Raw genomic sequence first — 21,414 nt, 5'->3', positions numbered from 1 at the left:
ATTCCTCCCTTACCGGATTTTCATGAATGTAGTCGATCTTCTGATCAATAACCGCCTGGTGAAAATAGCTAACCCAGTGTACTACGGTTAAGGTTAAAAAATAAAGTTCGTCGGTTGAGGCATTGCGTGACATGAAATAAATAGGAGTTTTTACTTTTAAAAATAGCGATGGTTTTTAATTTAAGCGGGACGCTTAAATTATTGTGTGCCCAGGCAAAATGCCTGGGCAGGCGGGGGAGGAGGAGAGGCATTTGCAGTATTTAGCGTGCTGACGGTCCTCAAATGCAAAAGCTTTATCCAGGTGTTGTTGACGATACTTAAAAGGGCATAAAATAATTATCTTTACGCCGCCCTGTGTCATGGCTTAGCAACAAACATGTCACAGAAACAGGGTGCACAATGAGGACCTACAGACTATTTTTCCTGATATATTTTGGCATACTATTCCTTATAATCCCACCGGGATTCGCATTGAAAAATAAAGAGACCGCCACACGCTGGAATAGCCTGCTTGTGATAAGCAATAAGGTGCCGGATACAATCAAAGCCAAAAAGAAAAACCACCCCGTTGTTACATCTTCGGTGCTTAAAAATAACGCAGCTTGTACATTCACTGCAACTATATCCGGCGGAAAATGTACAGGCAGTGTATTGACCGTTGCCGGCAACCAGCAGCCCGAAAAAATAGAATGGAAAAAGGACGGAATAACAGTTGAAACCCAAACTGCCGGAAAATTCAGTAATCCAGTAGTTGTAGCAGGCGGACATGGGGCGGGTTCAAATGCTAACCAGTTAAATGGCCCCGACCGTTTGTGGATTGATGCAGCAGATAATGTTTACATACCTGATTATTATAATGCCCGTGTGCAAAAATGGGCACCCGGGGCAACTGCGGGCGTAACGGTTGCGGGAGGTAATGGACCTGGAAATGCTGCCAATCAGCTCGATCATCCGTCAGCGGTGTTCACTGATGCTGCCGGGAATATTTATATTGCAGACCAACACAACAATCGCGTGCAAAAATGGGCCCCCGGCGCAGTAACGGGCGAGACTTTAATTACTAATCTGAGTGCTCCAACCGGGATTTTTGTAGATAATAACGGTTATATATATGTTGCGGAAGAATTAGGTTATGTTGTGAAGAAATATGCCCCCGGTTCGGTTAATGGGATCGTTGTTGCGGGCGGACATGGCCAGGGATCGACAGCCAAACAGCTTGATATTCCAACCGGCCTTTTTGTTGATAATGCCGGCAATTTGTTTGTAAGTGATGAAAATAATAACCGGATACAAGAATGGTCTCCCGGCGCAACAACCGGGGTAACCGCTGCCGGTGGTCATGGTGCGGGCAACGCTGCTAACCAACTGAATTATCCGGTTGATATTTGCGTTGATGCGTTTGGCAATAAATATATTTCTGATTTTAGTAATAACCGGGTTATGGAATGGGATGCCGGTGCAATCACCGGCACCGTATTAGCCCGTAACATAAATGCCTCAGGAATAACAATAGCTATTAATAACAGCTTGTATGTTTCCGATTTTGCGGGCAATAAGGTGCTTAAATTTACTAATCCGTTAAACGGTACTTATACGGCAACATCGCCGGGCAATTATTCGGCTGTTGTTACTTCAAAAACAGGATGCCAGGTTACAACAAACGCTATTGAAGTTATCGCATCTGAAACACCACAGGTTACAATAGCTGCAAATACCGAAATCATATGTGATAAATTTACTCCTGTATTTACGGCAGTTCCGGTAAATGGCGGTACATCCCCGCTTTATCAATGGCAAATTAACGGTTTAAATTCAGGCGTGAATGGTACGTCTGCAACATTTTCGAACGCGGGTGCAAAACCAGGCGATGTGATTACGTGCTTAATAACAAGTAACTATCCGTGCCTAACCTTGCCAACGGCAACAAGCAATGCGATTACATTAACCGGTCCTGCAGAAATATGCGCTGTAAATATTACTGCCGATAATACAACTATTTGTCAAAGTACAGCTGTTAGCTTTACGGCAGTGCCAACAAATGGGGGCACAACGCCAACTTATCAATGGTTTGTAAACGATATTGCAAGCGGAACCGGTGTTACTTACGTTTCTGATAAACTTAATGACGGCGACAGGGTGACCTGTATAATGATGAGCGATGCTGCAATATGCCAGTTAAATACAACTGCAAACAGTAATGTGGTTGTGCTAAAGGTAAATCAGGTATATGCACCGTTTATTGCTATAAAATCAAACACAGATGTATATTACAAAGGTAGAACGGTAACATTTACAGCCATGCCGGTTGATGGTGGTGTATCCCCGGTTTTTCAATGGCTGGTAAACGGTGCGAACGCCGGATCAAACTCACTTCAATACGTTACCAATTCCCTGGCCGAAGGGGACGTTGTTACTTGTATGCTAACAAATAACCAGCCTTGTACAACTCAGCCGACAGTGACCTCAAGCCCGATCATCGTAAATATCACAACGGTAATTGAAATAGTCCCGCCAAACACATTTACCCCCAACGGTGACGGCATAAACGATACATGGGAAATAAAGAACATCATGGCTTTCCCAAAATGTAATGTGCAAATATTCAGCCGTTACGGCCAGCGGGTATTTCAATCAACAGGCTACTCAAAACAATGGGACGGCCTTTATAAAGGGAAGGAACTCGCTACCGGCGCCTATTATTATCTTATTAAATTAGATGAGAAGCACACGTTGTCGGGCTCGGTAACTATTTTAAGATAGCCCAATTTATAAAGTCCCCCCCTGGCGGGAATGCAGCCCTGGACAAAAGAGATGGCGTTCTTGTGCCCGGTGTTTAGGTAGCCCGCCTGCCATAAGGCAAGATCTCCCTTGTGGCCTTGTGTCTCAGCGGGGTCTCTTAAAGAGTACCCTGCGTTGTGGTTTGCGGAGTTTTTTGGCGTGGGATAAATTTTCTATCACATACCTGGCAGGCGGCGCAGGGTCCTCTTTCAGGTTTAAGTTAACCCATAAAATCTTCATGAACACGAATTTATGCTGTAAGGCGGGCCACCTAACTGCGGCAGGGGACTCCTACAGAGTCGAAACCTATGTTTAATATTTCTATAAACACGGGGCCTCTCTGAGGCCGGGCTGCGCAAAAGGTAATTACCGATTGTAATATAAGCGCGAGATAGCTCCAGCGGGGCCACCTGTTTATAGCAATTTGTTAACCAGTATATTAGGCTCCGTAGGTGCCACCTATTGCGCTTTCCAAGCTCGCAATTTTGTGGGTTAACTTAAATCTTTCAGGAGACCCTGCGAGGACGGAAATGGTTTTCCTCATCCTGCGAACATGGTACGTTGGGCAGTGGCAAGCCAAGTTCATGAGCAGGCAGGTCCACCACTTCACGGGCACCTTTTTCTACAACCTCTTTAAGGTTTTGCATCGCTTCGGACCAAAAACGCTCTATATCTTTTACTATTTCTTCCATTTCTCTATCAGGTCAGGGATAAGAATTAAGCCTGTCTCATCAACCGCACTGCCGCCATCTGCAGAATTATGAAGATAACCGACAATAATAGAAACGGTGGTATATAGAAAAAACGAAAAGAGAGATAAGCCCCTGCCAGGCAGCTTGCCGAAATGATTCGAATCATGATGCCCACACGGCGTGGGGCAAGACTGGCAACGTTCGACAAAAACCAGAGGATAATTGTCAATGTGAGCAGAAGAACAGCAACGTAGAGTCCCCATCCAAAATAAAGGCTCCAATAGCTTGAGCGCTCTCCCACAAATACAAGGTCAACAGATTTCATCGAAGCAACAAGCTGCTTTTCCCGGAGGTCCTGGTCCGTGGTCCAGGGGTATGCCAAAGTATGTCCGATCGTTAAAATAAAAAATAAAATCGAGCTGAGGCGGATCAATACCACTGGAGAAAGAAGAAAATCCAGCAGTCGTTTATTATTAGTTCTCTTTTCGGATATCAAAGAAGACGGGTTATCGGAAATTATTTTAGTCATGATTTTTACTCTGAATAATTGTTTATCACATTAAGAACGTTTGCTTTTTTGCATGTATCTATACGCCGTTGCAAGAAATTACGTTCCATAGGATTGCGTGCCAACGAAAGCGCTGTGGAGAAGTTCGCTTTCGCAACCGGGTAATTTCCCCGACGGAGTTCAAGTTCACCAAGCGTAGCCGGATAAAACGGGTAGGAAGAAAGGCGATAAAGGTCATGGATGACGCGGATCTCCTGCAATCCCCGTTCCGGGCCATCCAGTTGTGCGATGGCAATCGCCCGGTTAAGTGCAATGACCGGGGAAGGGTGGATAGCCATAAGCATATCATAAAGCGATACTATCTGTTTCCAATCGGTATCTTCATTACTAGTGGCATCAGTATGCATTGAAGCAATAGCCGCTTCAATATGATATTTTGTCAGCTCTGTTCCAGAGGCAGAAAGGTTAAGCAGCGCTTGTCCTTCCGCTATGAGGTTATGATCCCATAAAGACCGATCCTGCTCAAAGAGTGAAACAAGATTATCTGAACCATCTAAACGAGTTGGCAGACGGGCCGCGTTGAGATACATCAACGCAGCAAGCGCATATGATTTGGGGGTTACTAAAGCAGGTTGCCCGATGAGTAAATTCATTAGCAGCATGGCCTCCTGACAAAGGTCTATGCGCACTGCGTCAGGTGAAGATCCATGATACCCTTCATTGAAAAGTAAATATAATGCTTGCAGAACGGAGGAAAGCCTGGAGGGAAAATCCGCATCGGCGAGATTAAAAAGCTTCGTGGATCCCGCCAATATTTTCTTTGCCCGGGTGATGCGTTTTTCAATAGCGGCATGACTGCTCACGAAGGCCTGTGCAATCTCCTTTACATTGAATCCGCATAATATGTGCAATATAAGTGCAATTTGAGCATCTTCAGAGAGGCGGGGATGACAGCAGGAAAACATCATACGTAGCTGGGAATCTTTCACAGCGTGCGCACTAAATGCCTCCTCTACCGTGGGAACCAGCGTCCATTCCGATTCAAGAAACCGCGTTAGTTCTGGCTCGGACACTATAGCCGTGTGCTCCCGGCGCAAGATATCCAGGGCACGGTTCCTGGCAGTGGCCATCAGCCATGCGGAAGGATTTTTCGGCAGACCGCGTAACTTCCACGTCTCCATCGCACGGCAGAAGGCGTCCTGAGTGACATCTTCTGCCAATGCGAAGTTACCGACTCCGAAAAGTTGGGTAAGCGTGGCAACAATTCTTCCGAATTCATGCCGGAAAAAATGTTCCTCAATATCCATCGCCTAATTCTATCTGTCCGATTGGTCGTATCTCTACAGAACCACCATCCTCGAAAATAGGGCATTCCAGGGAAAACTCCACAGCCTGTTCGATATCCCTGGCAACAATGATACTATAACCTCCGACCACGTCTTTAGCTTCGGCATAAGGGCCGTCAATAACCTGCTTTTTTGTGCCTTTGACTACCTTACCACCAGGTTGCAAAGGCTCTCCGAGTGATTTCAAATGGCCTTTGTCACTGAGATCCTTAAGCCAGGCCATCCATTTGGCAGTTTTCTTCTGCATTTCCCCAGGAGATGCAGGTAGTTCATAACCCCGATACAGATATACAAATTCAGTCATAATAGTTTTCTTTATGTTGATGTTTATATTATATAAGTTTTTGTCAGCAGATACTAGTCGTCCAGGGCGCCCATGGTCAGATTGACGGTGGTTCCCATCATCCCGCTTGCCTTATCGGAAGCTACAAAAGCCGCTACATTAGCCATCTCTGCGAGTGTGAGGAAGCGCTTAGGATGGTTCATGCCTGCAAGATAACCTCCGAACTGTTCCCAGGTTAAGCCAGCGGTTTTTGCCCTCCATTCAAATATTTCCCTTATTGTCCCTGTCTCCGGCATGCCGTGCGGCTGCAGACCGACCACTCGGATGCCCTGAGGCGCGAGTTCAAGCGACAGGTATCGGGTAAGCGCCTCCTTGGCAGCCTGTGACGGACCATAACCTCCGTTTGGCGTGCCTATTCTAGCGGGAGGCGCAGTAACGGTCATGATCACCCCGGATTTATTCGGGAGCATGTGTCTTGCCGCTAAACGCGCAGTCAGAAAGTATGATGTAGTATAGCTCGTGATCGGCATTGAGAATTGTTTAAGCTCCATATCGACTAGCGATCCCCCCAGGTACTTAGCTGGCGAGTTCCCCACCGCATTGAACGAAATATCGATACGGCCTGCCTTAGCCACTACAGACTGCAGATGCTTATCTATAGCCTGCTCATCAAGGGCATCAACCTCCGCTGCCTCGGCAACGCCGCCTGCAGACACGATATCCCTGGCAACTGCTTCCACAGGCGCCAGGCGGTGCCCGGTAAGAAAAAGCCTGGCTCCTTCGCATGCGAAAGCACCTGCGACAGCGCCGCCGATTTCGCCGCCTGCCCCATAGATCACTGCCACTTTGTTTTTCAATTCATTCATAATTTTTTTTTTATGTTGAGAAATTACACGTGAATCCTTCACGCGGCATAACTAAGACGTTTGGGGCTAACGTTTCCGGACATTTTATTTGGATTATTTTATTTGGTGGTTTAGTCATTGCATTTGCCGACTTCTGTCTCAGCAGGTCTTTCAAAGAGGACCTTGCGTTGTGGTTTGAAGAATTTTTGGTGTGGGATAAATTTTCTATCACATACCTGGCAGGCGACGCGGGGGCCTTTCAAGAAACCCTGCATGGACATAAATGATTGATAATAAGCATGTTTCATAGTGTTCCGGGTGTTCCGCGCATGCAAAAATAGGACGCGTTGCCGGCGTGTAGCCTGCCGGGAGGTATTCCCTTTAAGGGCTTGCATCACTATCTGGCTGCTAAATGTGTGGAAGGAATTCCCTGAAAACTACTTAATTATTTGATAGTCAATACATTAATTGGTGGTAAAAATGAAAGTGATTGATAATCAATGTGTTTCACGGTGTTCCGGGTGCTCCGGGTGCAAAAATGGAACGCTTCTGTCTCAGCAGGGTCTCTCAAAGAGGACCCTGCGTTGTGGTTTGAAGAATATTTTGGCATGGGATAAATTTTCTATCGCATACCTGGCAGGCGGCGCAGGGTCCCTTTCAGGAGACCCTGCGGGGACGGAATAGTAAATATGCGCGTGGTTAGCCAGGCGTTCTCCACTTTCCCCGGTCGGGTAAAACCTTCCTAACGTCTATTAGTTTTCTTCTTTGGTCGGTTTTTAAAAAGATTGACATTATTGGTGGTTACCTTAGAACATCAAAAACAAATTTTATGTGTTTCAGCAAAACAACTCCTTGGATCTGTTTGTGTACTTTCGGTAATTGCATTAATCAATATGTTAATCATTCACTATAACCAGCCTAATAATCATGAAAATCAGTAAAGCAATACTTTTTTTGTCTTTTATCGTTTCAACCTGCGGCGCCTATGCCCAGCAGAAACCCCTGTTTCACATTTCGAAGATCTTTCACATCAATAGTGGCGGCGGCTATGACTACCTCACCGTTGATACCGCTTCCGACAGGTTATATGTTTCGCACGGTACAAAAGTTAACGTAATTAATAAAATTACCGGCGATTCTATTGCCGTTATTTCTACTGATAAAGATGTGCATGGCATTGCCCTGGTGCACGCATTAGGGAAAGGATATATTTCCAATGGCTCTTCAAACAGCGTGCTGGTGTTTGATCTGAAAACTTTTAAGGTATTGGCGCATGTACCTGCCGGTGAGTTTTCCGATGGTATTTTTTACGATGATTTTTCAAAAAAAGTGATCAGCTGTAACGGCAAAAGTAAAAACATGACGGTGATTGATCCGGTAACTGATCAGCCTGTGGCCACAATCCAACTCTCCGGCTGGCCCGAAACCGCTGTAAGTGACGGCGCCGGAAAGATCTACGTTAACAATGCGGAAAAGGCTGAAGTTGATGTTGTTGATGCCGTAACGTACAAGGTGATCCATACCTGGCCAAATGCCCCGGCAAAAGGGGCTTCCGGCTTAGCTATTGATAGGAAAAACATGCTTCTTTTTGCTGGCTGTGATAATAAAACCCTGATTGTAATGAGTGCGCTAACAGGAAAGATAGTGGCAAGCCTGCCCATCGGGGATGAATCTGATGCTGTGGGATTTGATAAGACCTTAAAATTGGTTTATTCTTCAAATGGCGAAGGAACGTTGACGGTTATTAAAGAAATGTCATCAAAAAAGTTCGCGGTTATTCAAACATTGAAGACAAAAAAGGGAGCCAGGACGATGGCTGTTGACCAGCTAACCCATAAGATCTATTCAACAACCGGCGATTTTGCCCCCAAAAAGCAGGGTGAATTCAGGCCTTCTTTGATCCCCGGCACTTTCAAGGTGTTGGTGATTGATAAATAACAAGGGATACTTATACTTTCAAACAAATATTACCGGTCTTAATAAGGTGAATGATATGAAAAAAGCCATTTATACCCCGATTTTTAAAGCTATAAGATCCAGCCTGGGCAGCTTGTTTGCGGCTGGTTTTTTATGGATAGCCTTAATTGGCGCTGTAACTCAATGTGCGGGCCAGGCTACACCACCGCGTGCGCTGCTTGCACTTTCAAAAGGCGATCATATCCTGGCAATCATTGATCCGGTTTCGCTGAAGGTTATTGCACGTGTTCCGGTAGGGTCTGATCCTCATGAGGTCATCGCGTCAGCCGATGGAAAGACGGCCTATGTTTCTATCTATGGCGGGGGCAGTCTGCATGAATTAAATGTAATTGACCTGGTGGTTCAAAAACCTCTATTTAACATTGATACCCGCCCGCTGATGGGTCCGCATGGCCTCACGTTTGCTGCTGGCAAGGTGTGGTTTAGCGCCGAAGGGGCAAAAGCAGTTGGCAGGTATGACCCTGCAACAAATAAACTCGACTGGAGCATGGGAACAGGACAGGACCGTACGCATATGATCTATGTAACCAACGATGCCAAAAAGATCTATACCACAAACGTTTCGTCGGGAACGGTGAGTATCCTGGTGGATAGCCTGCTTAAACCCGCACCAAACCCGGGAGGAGGATTTACGCCTCCACCGCATCAGGACTGGGTACAGACTGTTATCCCGGTAGGAAAGGGTTCAGAAGGCTTTGACGTGTCGCCCGATGGCAAGGAATTATGGACAGCCGGCGCTGACGACGGAACAATTACTATCATTGATATTGCATCCAAAAAGGTAACTGCTACACTTGATGCAAAAGTTTTTGGCGCAAACCGCCTGAAGTTTACACCTGATGGCAAGCTGGCGCTGATCACAAGCCTGAGAACCGGCGACCTGTTTGTTTATGACGCGGTATCGCACAAGGAAGTGAAACGCCTGAATACTGGCCGTGGTGCGGCAGGCATCCTGGTAGACGATGACGGATCCCGCGCGTTCATAGGCTGCACCGCCGACAACTATGTAGCTGTTGTTGACCTTAAAACCCTCACAGTAACCGGGCACATTGAGATCCGTGGAGCCGATGGCCTGGCATGGGCGGTGCGGCCATGAGATTTTTAAGTTAGGGTTGCAGGCTTTCCCGTGAAGCAGAGGGAGCGATGTTACTGAAGTTAATTTTGTCAGTTGAACGACTGCCTGAATTCCAAAGGCGAAAGGTTGGTTTTTGTTTTGAATAGCTTACTGAACGACTGTGGATGTTCAAAACCTAATTCGTATGCAATTTCACTTACTGATAAACCGGTGGTGGACAATTTTTCCTTTGCTTTTTCCATCAGTTTATCATGGATATGCTGTTGGGTGCTTTGGCCTGTCAATACTTTTAGCAAGCCGCTTAAATAATTGGGCGACATGTTCAGTGCTTCGGCAATATATTGAACGGTAGGCAATCCTTTTTTTGCCAGGGTATCATTGCTAAAATATTCCGTAAGGATGTCTTCCAGGCGATTCAGGATATGATGGTTGGTTATTTTCCGGGTTATGAATTGCCGGTGATAAAACCGGTCGGCATAATTGAACAACAGCTCCAGTTGAGCAATAATGATGTCCTGGCTAAATTTATCAATGTTTGCATGATATTCCTGCTCTATGTTTTGCATCAGGCCTATAGTCGTTGCTTCTTCCTTTTCGGAAAGATAGAGGGCTTCATGTACCGAATAACCAAAAAATTCATATTGTTTTATGGTTTTGGCTAAGGGCGTATTCCATAAAAAATCGGGATGGATGAGTAACAACCATCCCGAATGCCTTAATGCTTCATCTTTCCCAATCTCAATTCCAAAAACCTGGCCGGGTGAAATAAAAAACATGATGCCTTCATCAAAATCATATTCCTGCTGCCCGTATTTCATCCTGGCATTGAAATCTCTTTTTAGTGAAATGGAATAAAAATTAAATACCAAACTTATGGATTCATTGTAGGGCAACTGTTTAATGGAGTCGAAATTTATCACACTGATTAACGGATGCTCCGGCTTGGGAAGCCCCATGATCCGGTGATATTCGCTGATCGTTTTAATCCGATAGGGCTGGATGTTTGCCATGTCACAATGTACTAATTATTGGTTAAAGGCAGCCGCAAATTCTTTTGCGAAGTCTTTCAATTTTATCTTTCCCAACACTGGTTTGTTATGGTAATAATCTTCGTACAACACACCGCCGCGCCTGCTTGCATTCATTTCCACCAGGCCTTCGGCAACCTGCGGGTTGAACCCCGCGGCTATCATTCCATTCAATGATTGTCCATCAGGAATTACCGACCATTTCAGGTCAGGTTTTCCGATTGCCTCACCTAAAATTTTTGCCACTTCATTGGGTGAAGCTTCGTCGCTTGCTATGTAATGAACTTCTCTGCCGTTAAAAGGTTTTTCAATTTCTCCGGCAATAGCCGCTGCAATATCCAAAGGAGAAACCCAGGGTTCTTTTTCATCTCCACCATAGTTTTGCACAATTGCGCCTTGTGCTTTTATGGTTTGTATAAACGCAAGCATATTGTAGTAAAAACCAACCGGACGCATAAATTTAATGGCAACATCGTTTGGTAACTGTTTCAAAATATTTTCTACGTTGTAATGAAAAGCAAGAATGCCATTGCCTTTGTCCGTGTGGGCGCCAATGCTGCTTAGATGCACCACGCGCTTTACCCCCGACTGCCGGATAGCCTGGGCATAATTGCTGGCTATTTTGGTATGTGCAGCCATAATGTCAAAATTTTGATCGAAGAAACTACCTGCGCCCATCGCTTCCATCAAATAAACCACATCCGCACCTCTGAAAGTGGCTGCCAGGAAATCCGGGTCTTCCATTGTGCCAATGGCTGCTTTTGCGCCGAGTGCTTCAATGTCTTTTTGTTTTTCGGGCTTGCGGCTGATAACGGTAACCGCATGTCCTTTTTGCACCAACTCCATTGTTAGTGGCTTACTGATATGTCCTAACGAACCTGTTATTGTAATTTTCATTTTCTATTTTTTTGATGATACAAAGTTGCAGAGCGGCAAAGCGGGCGATGTAGCCGAATCTACTTTTGTTGTAGTCAAAAAAGGAGGAGGGCAGGGAAGTATTGCGGAAGGGATGATATTACCGATAAATTTTATCTAAAAACAAACCTGCCTTTCTGATGAAGAAAGGCAGGTTTGTTTTTAGTTCAGAGAGAACGGACAGTTGTTTATTCGTTCAGCCTTATCATGCATTTTACAGCTTCTTTGTCTGTAGCGTACCATTCAACACAATATCCCTCCGGGTCTAAATTAGGTTCTCTAAGTAATTGTTTAAATGCCCTGTCAATGCTCATAATGTCTTTTCTAAAGTCATTAACAGGCAAGCAAACATATTTTCCTTTTTTTATTATAAGTGTTTCGCAATTGAACTTTTCGGCTTCGCCAGGTTCTAATTCCTCTGCGGCGGCTCTATAAACTATCTTATCATTATTTTCCGGACGGGACAGGCCGAAGATTTTTCTTTCTTTCGAAAAAGGGAATAATTTATGGAGTTTGTTGGTAGCATCTGGAATGCCCTCTGGAAATGTTTTTGCAGTTACATAGAACACCTTGATGTCGTTGTCAAATTTTATTGTTTCCATATTTGTATGTTTTTATTTCTACAAATATAAAAGGGGGCCTACGCTCCAAAATTGGAAAAAAACGACACTTTCAAGGCGCATAAAAAACCTCTTTTGCTTCCCCTGAGAAGTAAGCGTTAGGATTGTAGCCCGAAAACTGTTTGAAGTCTTGAATAAAATGGGCCTGGTCATAATAACCAAAGTCATATGCAACTTGTGTAAGTGTTGAATCCCTCTTTTTATAGGTGTTAATTAATGATTTGAACCGTACTAGCCTTGCAAACGACTTCGGACTAAATCCGATATGTTCCTTGAATTTTCGTTCAAATTGTCTTTGTGAGAGGGAAGATTGATCTGCTAGGTTTTGAATGTTTACAAGCCCGTTCCGATTATAAATTCTTTGTGTAGCAGATACTATTTCAGGCCTGTCAAATTCCTTTATGCGTTGCGCTAAAAAGCGGTTGATTAATTGCAATCGTTGGGTATTGTCTTTTGCCGACATCATTTGATCGGTTAGATCTTTCCCGTCTTGCCCTAATAATGTCAGATCAACCAGTTCATTTCTGAACTCCGTTGACGGGATCCCAAACAAGATCGGAATGGCATAAGGTTGAAGTAATACGCCAAAGATCCCATAATTTTCCTTTGCAGTAAAACGCCTGATTTGGTTGGTTTGGCCATGGATGCCTGTGGTAAAGGTCTTTTCAATGTGGTTGTTAGCAACCAATTCCGAAAATACTCCTCCGTAATGGAAAATTAACTCTGGGCAAAAGTTAGCCAATGTTCTGTGAATGTACGTTTGATCAATTGGCACATTTCCATCCAGGGTCCAATAGTGACAAACAAGATCCGACAGAATTTGGGGTGGTTTGTAGATACAATAGTTCATCTGTTTCCTGTTGATTAGTATGGCATTTTTATTTAAGAACTACCTTAGACCTCACCGGGTGCTGTCTTTCAAACCTGGCTGATCGATTGTATAATATAAATATAATAGATAAAAATATGAAAAACCCCAATGGTCATATTTATAAAAAACATAAATAGCAAGTCGATCTGAATGAAAAAAGGTGGCCCGTCTCAAGGCCACCTTTTAAAACTAAATAATATAATTCTGAAATCAAGCCAGGTCGAAACGGTCCAGGTTCATCACCTTGGTCCATGCCGCAACAAAGTCCTGTACAAACTGCCCTTGCGAATCCTCACAGGCATATACTTCAGCGAGGGCCCTAAGCTCAGAGTTAGAACCAAAGATGAGATCGACACGGGTGCCGGTCCACCTGAGCTCACCCGTCTTACGGTCACGACCCTCAAAAACATCCTGGGCGTCCGAAATCGCGTCCCATTTCGTGCCAAAATCAATCAGGTTCACAAAGAAGTCATTGGTAAGCGCCCCCGGACGTTTGGTGAAGACGCCGTGTTGAAACTGATCGAAGTTAGTGTTTAGCACGCGCATCCCGCCAACCAAAACGGTCAGCTCAGGTGCGGTCAGCGTCAGCAGTTGTGCTTTGTCTACCAGCATTGCTTCTGCTGCCGAAGTGTGCCGGGTACTTAAGTAATTGCGGAACCCATCTGCACCCGGTTCAAGTACGGCGAATGATTCAACATCTGTTTGCTCTTGCGATGCATCTGCACGTCCCGATGCAAAAGGTACTGTAACATTATGGCCGGCATTCTTTGCAGCCTGCTCTATGCCCGCAGATCCACCCAAAATGATCAGATCCGCCAGCGAAACCAGCTTGCCGTTAGCCTGAGCGCTGTTGAACTCTTTTCTGATGCCCTCAAGCGTCTCTAAAACCTTAGCCAGCTGAGCCGGATTGTTCACTTCCCAATCCTTCTGCGGGGCAAGACGGATGCGTGCACCATTTGCGCCGCCACGTTTATCGGATCCCCGGAATGTTGATGCCGACGCCCAGGCGGTTGATACCAGTTGGGATACTGAAAGTCCGGAAGCCAGGATTTTGCTCTTTAGCGTAGCGATATCCTGATCATTAATCAGTTCATGCGTAACTGCAGGGACAGGGTCTTGCCAGATCAACTCTTCCGCAGGTACTTCAGGACCCAGGTAGCGGGCACGCGGGCCCATATCACGGTGCGTTAGCTTAAACCACGCCCGGGCAAAAGCATCTGCGAACTGATCCGGATTTTCATAAAAATGCCGGGAAATTGGTTCGTATATTGGATCCACCCGAAGGGCAATATCACTTGTAAGCATAAAGGGTGCATGGCGTTTTGATGAATCGTGCGCATCGGGAATGGTACCGGCGCCTGCTCCGTCCTTCGGTTTCCACTGATGAGCGCCCGCCGGACTCTTGGTTAGCTCCCATTCATAGCCAAACAGGTTCTCAAAGTAATTATTACTCCACTTTGTTGGGGTGGTGGTCCATGCGCCTTCGAGACCGCTTGTAATCGTATCGCCTGCATTACCGCTGCCGAATGTGTTTTTCCAGCCCAGGTTTTGCTCCTCAATGCCCGCACCTGCGGGTTCCCTGCCAACATATTGGCCCGGATCGGCGGCGCCATGGGTTTTGCCGAAGCTATGCCCGCCGGCAATCAGCGCAACGGTTTCTTCGTCATTCATTGCCATACGGCCAAAGGTCTCCCGGATGTCTAGGGCAGAAGCAAGCGGGTCGGGGTTTCCGTTGGGGCCTTCCGGATTCACATAAATCAGACCCATTTGAACAGCCGCAAGCGGATTTTCCAGGTCACGGTTGCCCGTATAGCGATTGTCTCCCAACCATTCTTTTTCGGCGCCCCAATAAATATCTTCTGCAGGTTCCCAAACATCCGCACGCCCACCAGCGAAACCGAAACTCTTGAAGCCCATCGACTCAAGGGCGCAGTTGCCGGTAAGGATCATCAGGTCTGCCCACGAAATTTTCTTGCCATATTTCTTTTTTATCGGCCAAAGCAATAAGCGTGCTTTGTCCAGGTTAGCATTGTCAGGCCAGCTGTTGAGCGGTGCAAATCGCTGGGTGCCAAAGCCCGCGCCACCGCGGCCGTCAGAGATGCGGTAGGTTCCTGCACTGTGCCAGGCCATCCGGATGAAGAACGGCCCATAGTGCCCGTAATCGGCCGGCCACCAGTCTTGCGACGTCGTCATCAAATCAAAGATGTCTTTTTTTACCGCATTCAGATCCAGGCTCCTGAACTCCTCAGCGTAGCTGAACGACGCACTCATCGGATTGGAAAGCGATGAGTGCTGACGAAGGATGTTCAATTTTAACTGATTAGGCCACCAGTCGCGGTTCCTGGTGCCACTACCTGCGCTTTGTTTTAGAGCTCCGCCCAAAAAAGGGCATTTGGCAGCACTCTTATTTAGTTCTGCCAGGGGCTGAGATTCATTGTTTTCCATAGTATCATAAATTGGTATTGGTTTACGTAACCAATTTATGACAATATTTATTAACATGGTAGTGCTCAACGCTGATAAATAAATAATTTACATAATTATGGTTGAGCTAAAGGCATCGATACACATTTCCCGATAATTAACTACCTATTCAGTGTGCTCAATGTCAACGAGATCTTGTAAAATAATAAGATTCATTTATTACTTTATGATGATATTCATCCCGGGCTAATTATTTTTGTGCTGTTAGTTTTATTTTCCCATATTTTCCTGCATAAAAATCCCGGTAGGCAGTTGCTATTTCCGCTTGCGAATTCATTACAAACGGGCCTTCGGCTACCACAGCTTCTGTATATTCTTCACCGCCAAATAACAGGACATCGATTGTTGTTAAAGAAGTGTTTTTTATTTCAATTTCTCCGGCCACTTTGTCAAACTCAATAAATTCACCCACTTGAAATTCGGTGTCGTTTAGCCTCACATTTTGCATGGGCAAAAAGGCCGCAACTTCCGTTTCATTTTCAATTGCTACTGAAAATTGTGTGCCTGCTTTCAATTGAATATGATACAAAAACTGCCTTGAATAATTTGGGATCTTCGAACTCAATTCTTCATAGTTCCCAGCAATAACCTTTAACCAACCACTTTCATTCGGCAATTCTTTTTTGGGGATTTCGTTGGCTTGTACAGCGATATGAGCAGGCTTTTCGGCTTTATTTTTTGCAGGTAAATTTATCCAAAACTGAAAACCCTGAATAAATTTGCTCCCCGTCTGGGAGTCGTAATTTAAATTTTCATCGTGGATTATTCCCGTACCTGCCTTCATCCATTGTGCGCCTCCCGAACGAATTATCGCCTCATTTCCCGCACTGTCAAAATGCTCTACTTCGCCCTGAAGAATATAAGTTAATGTTGCAATGCCCCGGTGCGGATGAGCTCCCATACCATTTTGGGTTATGGTTTCTTTAACAACGGGGAGAACATAATCCAGAAATACAAAAGGACCAACTTTGTTAGCGTACCGATTAGGTAACATTCGCTGGATGGATAGCGGGCCTACGGCAGCACTATTACCTTTTGTTGAGAAACTTGTTTTCTTTTTCATCAGAACATAATTTGTTTTTAAATGGAGATGAAGCTATCATGAGCTATACTCATTTTGTTTTTTGAGTGGTAGCTCATGATGGTTTCATTTTCTTAATTGTTTTTACTCAGCCATTCCTGGAACGGCACAAATTTGTGGGTGGCAGTTTCTTTTGCCAATTCAATTCGTGATGTTGAATCAGGCCCCATATAAGTGTGTTTTTCAAAGTACCCAAACATCTCTGCTAGCTCATTTGCCCCTTCAAAAAAGGTTGAAAATATTTCGGCCGGCACCTGTGAAAAGGTGTACGCTTTGCCATTGGCTTTATAGGCTTCTATAATATCATTAAAACTGTACAACCCTGTCGCCAGGGCAAGGTAATTGCCGTTTCCAACTTTTTCGGGTTGCAAAAATGCACCAGCGACTACTTTTCCCAGGTCATTAATGTCCGACATGTGAATCGCTTTTTTTGTTGGGTCAATCGGTAATGTCCAACCGGTTGTGCCATCTTGTTTTGGTTGTGGCCCCAACATTCCAACAAGATTTTGATAATAAAATGGTGGCTGAACAAAGGTTACATATTTGAACCCTGCACTTTTCACCAGCTCATCTACCTTAGCTTTGCCAGTAAAATGAGGTACTTCAAATCCTGCTTCACTAATGAGCTCAACATCCGGGAGTGTTGACCAGATAAAATGTTGCACTCCTGCTGCTTTTGCCGCTTCAATGGCATTTTTGCCCTGGGTTATTTCGTCTGCACCTTCCCAAAAGTTGGTTACCACAAATACACCATAAGCATTTGTAAAAGCATCTTTCAAGGATTGCAAATCTTTTAGATCCGCGTAAACTGCTTCATTTGCCTTACCTGTATATTTTTCCGGATTACGTGTTATTGCTTTCACATTAAAAGAGCCTTCATTTACAAGGGCATCTACAACACCCTTACCTTGTGAGCCGGTTGCTCCTATTACTACTATTGTTTGCTTTTTCATCTGTTTGTTTTATGATGTAAAATTGCAGCAACAGCACGCCCCGGAACGATGAGAAATGATAAAAAAAAGCGTTGATATTTATCAACGCTTTTGTAGAATCAAAAATTAAAATAGGAAGTTATTTAATTGCTTGTTTTCTAATTCTGCTTAAAGTTTCTTTAGTTATGCCCAAAAAAGAAGCAATGAGATGTTGGGGGAATCGTTGAATAAATTGAGGGTGGTTGTCGGCAAATTCTTCATAGCGTTTTTCTGCTGTATTACTAATGGTAGAATTCAATCTTCGTTGAGAAACGATGAAACTTCTTTGGTCCATTAATCTTGTCATTTGTCCAAATGAAGGCACTTTTTCTATCAGATCCAGCATGTCTGCTACTGTAGCAACGAGTAGGTGGGTATCTTCCCAGGCATCAATATAATATTTCGATGGTGTAAGCATGACAGCACTCTCACGGTCGCTTGCCCAATAATTTTCAATGTATAATTGTACCACATGCTCCACACCTTTGTCATCTACGCTGTATTGTCGCATAGCGCCTTTTACAATAAAACCAACGTATTTACACACATTGCCTTCTTCCAAAAAGTATTGCTTTTTCCGGAGTTTTTTTGGATGAAAAGCCGCTACAATTAACGCTTCTTCATCATTTGTAAGTGGCGAGGTAGCGCGTTGTTTGATGTAGTCTAAAAGGTTTTCATGCATTGATTATGATTATTGAATTAAACCCAATACAAAGATATATTTCAGTTTGATAATACTAGTGTTAAGTCAACAGTCTTTAGTCGCAAGTCTTAGCCCCAACTGGACAATTCTCGAATTATTTCTTAGAGGATTTGAAGAAAATTTGCACTTTGATCTTATTAGTCGGTTTTAGTAAATAGATAGGTAGCTCCTCCCTGGGTTAAAGTGAAAGTTTTTTTAGTCGGCTCAAATTGCAAAGTAACGCCAGCAAAAGAAAATTTGTTACCTCCTTTAGCTTCCAAAGGAAATACCGTCTGACCAGTGGCTTGCACAAAGAGAAAAGTGTTATTTTTAGTGATACGAATCTTTAGTGGCATTTGGGTACTTGTATATGTACCAACATATTTATCAAGGTCGGCCGTAGTTAGTGTAATCGTTTTAAACTCAGGGATTGCAAACGGTCGGTTAAAATAAATACTTAATGCACCCATGATAACCTCATTAGTTGAATACCTAACACCATTGGAAGTATAAGCTACAGCCAGCTTATCCTCCGGAAAGTAAATAAGCACGCTGGAAAATCCATCGATGCCCCCGGTATGTCCCAAACCCTTTTTATCATCAAACGGAATCGTGAACATGGCCATACCGTAATTGTCCTTCATCGTTTTCATCATCTCTAAACTAGCCCTGCTAATGAGTTTTCCTTCAAAAAGCGCATTTATAAATTTAATCAGGTCAGTCGGCGTGGATACAACAGCACCCGCCCCGCCCGGAATACTCATATCCGTTTCGGGCATTTGCGTCCATTGCCCTGGATAATTGTAGGAGTATGCTTCATTTTTGGCTGGGTTGGCTTTTGTGCCGTAATAAGTGTCTGTCAAGCCTATTTTTGAGGTGACACGTTTTTTCAATTCTTCGGCATAGGTTTTACCGGTCAGTTTTTCAATGATATAACCCAGCAGCACGAAATTGGTATTGCTGTATTCGGCCTTTGCATCCGGTTCAAAATCGGGTTTCTGCCTGGCAAAAATGGCGACCATTTCAGCTTCTGACATAGGGACGGCCCTATATGTGGTATAAAGAGAGTCATTCGTAAAGTTATGCAGACCGCTACGGTGGTCAAGCATTTCTCCTATGGTAATCTTTCCGGCATTAGGGAGTTGTGGGAAATAACTAGCCAAAGGCGTTTCAAAGCCAAGTTTACCTTCATCAATCAACTGAAATATCATAGTTGCGGTAAACATCTTACTGATAGAGCCTATCCGGTATTTAGTTTTAATTGTTGCCGGTGTCTTTACCCGGTCATTTGCCTGGCTGTAACCGATTGCGTTCTGATAAACCACCACACCATTGGCAGCGATGGCAATACTACCCATGTTTTCATCATGCTTGCTCAGCGCGACAAAAAAACTGTCTAACTTGGCTTTATTAAAAGTTTGAGTGCAACTTTGTAAAATAAGGAACAACAATAAAAGATAGGCTCTTTTTTTAATCATTGCGTTAGTGTTTAGTAGATAAAGATAGGATTTAATTAAGTAGTAAAAGCTATCGACGGATAGGGGCCTAATATCTACAATGCGGGGTTTTTGATATGCCTGAAAATGCAGTTAGCTTATGGTCAGTCACTACACACTTTGTATTCGCTTAATTAACAAGAAAGCCTTCGATCTATCGAAGGCTTTCTGCCAGTAGAGGAGAGCAGGATCGAACTGCCGGGATAACCAAAATGTAAATAAAATCTTATTTGTTTCTATTGTGGTAATGAACCGCGATAAGAAACGCAAGGTTGATTATAGGGACAAGTCCGATGAAAAACAAATTTCATATGGTGGATACTTTTATTGGTGATCTTTAAATTAAAATCAGCAGCATTATATAAATTTCTGAAGCAAGCTGAATCTACCGTTTGATTTACATTATTTAATGGGAGCTTAAAAGGTTTGGTTTTCCATTCTTCCAGCAGGCAATAATTTCCGGCGGGAAGATAGGTGGAGAAATTCCCATTGGAGTCCGCTTTGATCTCGTGAATTACCGGCGCCCCTTCTATATTCATCACGCCCGATTTGATAAAAAGTTTCCCGAATGAAATTCCTTTCGGCGTATTACAACTATCCAAAATTTTCTGGGCGGGCCGGGCCCCACTACAATAACTTACTGTTTGCATAATTGATCCTGTCACCAGGAATTTATGTTTAATTTTTTTATTTACAGCTATGCCCATCCATGAGGAAATGATAAATGCTGCGCTTATCAGAAAAATTAAGTACAAAAACTTCCTCATACTTTAAATCTAATAATACCTGTGTAATTAAAAAGATCAGGAAAAGAGAGTTGTAATTCTCTCCGCATCCAAACGTTATTGTCCGATTAGTATTTAAGTATGATGAAACCTGTTTTATGTTTATTGGCTGTGCCGACACGATATTCCAGTGAATAAAAATAGGTGCCCGCCTGTTGCAATTTACCGGTTATGTTTGAATGCCCGTCAAATACTCTTGAACTATTGTCGTAACCTTTTGTTTCAAACACAATAATGCCGCTACGGTTCATGATAGTTACTTTATTATCCGGGTAAGTGGTTAATCCATCTATAGTGAATACATCTTTAATGCCATCCCCGTTTGGAGAAAGTCCTTTATGTACCACAATACCGTCATCTGCTGCTTTCAAACTATCGGCAGGGTTTTCAACATATTGAAGCGCCATCCCGGGTGCTGCACGGTTAGCCGTAATAATGTAGCTATCGGTTGTTGTGCCATCCTGCGCGGTTACAACCGTGGTGATAACATTTGCGCCAACATTCAGCGGTATTGATTGTGAGGCTACATTTGACGCTGTTGTGACGCCATTTACTTTTATAGTAGCTGTAGCATCCTGCACTACGGCAATAATCTGCAGGCTGCTTTCGCTATTTGGTACGGCTGTTGTATAATTCCTATAACCGGGCCCGCTTACCGCAGTCAATGTGCTAACCGGACTTGCTTTTATTGACGTTAACAGCGCATTGGTTGATAATGCTCCCGACGCACGGTTAGCCGTAATAATATAACTATCGGTTGTTGTGCCATCTTGCGCGGTTACAACCGTGGTGATAACATTTGCGCCAACATTCAGTGGTATCGATTGTGAGGCCACATTTGAAGCGGTTGTGATGCCATTTACTTTTATAGTAGCCCCAGCATTCTGCGTTACGGCAATAATCTGCAGGCTGGTTTCGCTATTTGGTACGGCTGTTGTATAATTCTTATAACCGGGCCCGCTTACCGCAGTCAATGT

The 21,414-nt window shown here is 44.1% G+C and carries 19 protein-coding genes; 3 read left to right on the top strand and 16 right to left on the bottom strand.

The genetic code is table 11. The features are described from left to right. Positions 1-471 precede the first annotated feature (471 nt). On the top strand, positions 472-2,760 hold the full coding sequence (locus BUE31_RS22630) for a T9SS type B sorting domain-containing protein (protein WP_073406136.1): 2,289 nt from the start codon (positions 472-474) through the stop codon (positions 2,758-2,760). Positions 2,761-3,284: 524 nt separating this feature from the next. On the opposite strand, the gene BUE31_RS22625 is transcribed toward BUE31_RS22630, so the two are convergent. The 5 genes from BUE31_RS22625 to BUE31_RS22605 are packed head-to-tail and all read right to left on the bottom strand — an operon-like array spanning position 3,285 to position 6,473. Beyond that, complete coding sequence (locus BUE31_RS22625) at positions 3,285-3,470, bottom strand: hypothetical protein (protein ID WP_073406135.1); 186 nt, start codon at positions 3,468-3,470, stop codon at positions 3,285-3,287. 25 nt (positions 3,471-3,495) lie between these two features. Continuing rightward, positions 3,496-3,999: an LIC_13387 family protein gene (locus BUE31_RS22620; RefSeq protein WP_073406134.1), complete on the bottom strand. Its 504-nt coding sequence runs from the start codon at positions 3,997-3,999 to the stop codon at positions 3,496-3,498. A gap of 5 nt (positions 4,000-4,004) precedes the next feature. Then, positions 4,005-5,285 (bottom strand): RNA polymerase sigma factor, encoded by a 1,281-nt coding sequence (locus BUE31_RS22615; RefSeq protein WP_073406133.1) that lies wholly within the window; start codon positions 5,283-5,285, stop codon positions 4,005-4,007. Continuing rightward, the gene (locus tag BUE31_RS22610; protein WP_073406132.1) at positions 5,275-5,628 is read right to left on the bottom strand and encodes a YciI family protein; all 354 of its coding nucleotides are present in this window, start codon (positions 5,626-5,628) and stop codon (positions 5,275-5,277) included. Before BUE31_RS22610 ends, BUE31_RS22615 begins: the two co-directional genes overlap by 11 nt. A 53-nt stretch (positions 5,629-5,681) precedes the next feature. Then, positions 5,682-6,473, bottom strand: coding sequence for an SDR family NAD(P)-dependent oxidoreductase (locus tag BUE31_RS22605; RefSeq protein ID WP_083620239.1), 792 nt, complete (start codon positions 6,471-6,473; stop codon positions 5,682-5,684). A gap of 906 nt (positions 6,474-7,379) precedes the next feature. On the opposite strand from BUE31_RS22605, the gene BUE31_RS22600 reads away from it, so the two are divergent. Both BUE31_RS22600 and BUE31_RS22595 read left to right on the top strand, forming a co-directional pair. Next, positions 7,380-8,390, top strand: coding sequence for a YncE family protein (locus BUE31_RS22600; protein ID WP_073406131.1), 1,011 nt, complete (start codon positions 7,380-7,382; stop codon positions 8,388-8,390). A 55-nt stretch (positions 8,391-8,445) separates the two neighbouring features. After that, on the top strand, positions 8,446-9,525 hold the full coding sequence (locus tag BUE31_RS22595) for a YncE family protein (RefSeq protein WP_200801970.1): 1,080 nt from the start codon (positions 8,446-8,448) through the stop codon (positions 9,523-9,525). A 68-nt stretch (positions 9,526-9,593) separates the two neighbouring features. On the opposite strand, the gene BUE31_RS22590 is transcribed toward BUE31_RS22595, so the two are convergent. The 11 genes from BUE31_RS22590 to BUE31_RS22540 all read right to left on the bottom strand — a co-directional run. Beyond that, positions 9,594-10,514: a helix-turn-helix domain-containing protein gene (locus BUE31_RS22590; RefSeq protein ID WP_073406130.1), complete on the bottom strand. Its 921-nt coding sequence runs from the start codon at positions 10,512-10,514 to the stop codon at positions 9,594-9,596. Between the two features lie 15 nt (positions 10,515-10,529). After that, a complete protein-coding gene (locus tag BUE31_RS22585; protein ID WP_073406129.1) occupies positions 10,530-11,429 on the bottom strand; it encodes an SDR family oxidoreductase in 900 nt (299 codons plus the stop codon). 206 nt (positions 11,430-11,635) lie between these two features. After that, on the bottom strand, positions 11,636-12,049 hold the full coding sequence (locus tag BUE31_RS22580) for a transcriptional regulator (protein ID WP_073406128.1): 414 nt from the start codon (positions 12,047-12,049) through the stop codon (positions 11,636-11,638). Between the two features lie 70 nt (positions 12,050-12,119). Next, positions 12,120-12,917 (bottom strand): helix-turn-helix domain-containing protein, encoded by a 798-nt coding sequence (locus BUE31_RS22575; RefSeq protein ID WP_073406127.1) that lies wholly within the window; start codon positions 12,915-12,917, stop codon positions 12,120-12,122. Positions 12,918-13,148: 231 nt separating this feature from the next. Next, positions 13,149-15,383: a catalase/peroxidase HPI gene (katG, locus tag BUE31_RS22570; RefSeq protein ID WP_073406483.1), complete on the bottom strand. Its 2,235-nt coding sequence runs from the start codon at positions 15,381-15,383 to the stop codon at positions 13,149-13,151. Positions 15,384-15,612: 229 nt separating this feature from the next. Continuing rightward, positions 15,613-16,485, bottom strand: a complete 873-nt coding sequence (locus BUE31_RS22565; protein WP_073406126.1) for a pirin family protein — start codon at positions 16,483-16,485, stop codon at positions 15,613-15,615. Between the two features lie 92 nt (positions 16,486-16,577). Then, positions 16,578-17,456 carry an NmrA/HSCARG family protein gene (locus BUE31_RS22560; protein ID WP_073406125.1) on the bottom strand — a complete coding sequence of 293 codons (879 nt, stop codon included), beginning with the start codon at positions 17,454-17,456 and terminating at the stop codon, positions 16,578-16,580. Between the two features lie 118 nt (positions 17,457-17,574). Further along, positions 17,575-18,156 (bottom strand): Crp/Fnr family transcriptional regulator, encoded by a 582-nt coding sequence (locus BUE31_RS22555; RefSeq protein ID WP_073406124.1) that lies wholly within the window; start codon positions 18,154-18,156, stop codon positions 17,575-17,577. Positions 18,157-18,314: 158 nt separating this feature from the next. Then, the gene (locus tag BUE31_RS22550; RefSeq protein WP_073406123.1) at positions 18,315-19,634 is read right to left on the bottom strand and encodes a serine hydrolase domain-containing protein; all 1,320 of its coding nucleotides are present in this window, start codon (positions 19,632-19,634) and stop codon (positions 18,315-18,317) included. A 254-nt stretch (positions 19,635-19,888) separates the two neighbouring features. Next, entirely contained in the window at positions 19,889-20,419 is a 531-nt protein-coding gene (locus BUE31_RS22545; protein ID WP_073406122.1) for a hypothetical protein, read from the bottom strand. A gap of 86 nt (positions 20,420-20,505) precedes the next feature. Further along, positions 20,506-21,414: cadherin-like beta sandwich domain-containing protein (locus BUE31_RS22540; protein WP_143167219.1), on the bottom strand; the 909-nt coding region annotated here is incomplete at its 5' end.

Origin of the sequence: Mucilaginibacter sp. OK098 (assembly GCF_900142915.1) — a bacterium.
Classification (GTDB): Bacteria; Bacteroidota; Bacteroidia; order Sphingobacteriales; family Sphingobacteriaceae; genus Mucilaginibacter.
Note: the sequence above shows the minus strand (reverse complement) of the source record. Positions and strands in the feature narration are given on the sequence as shown.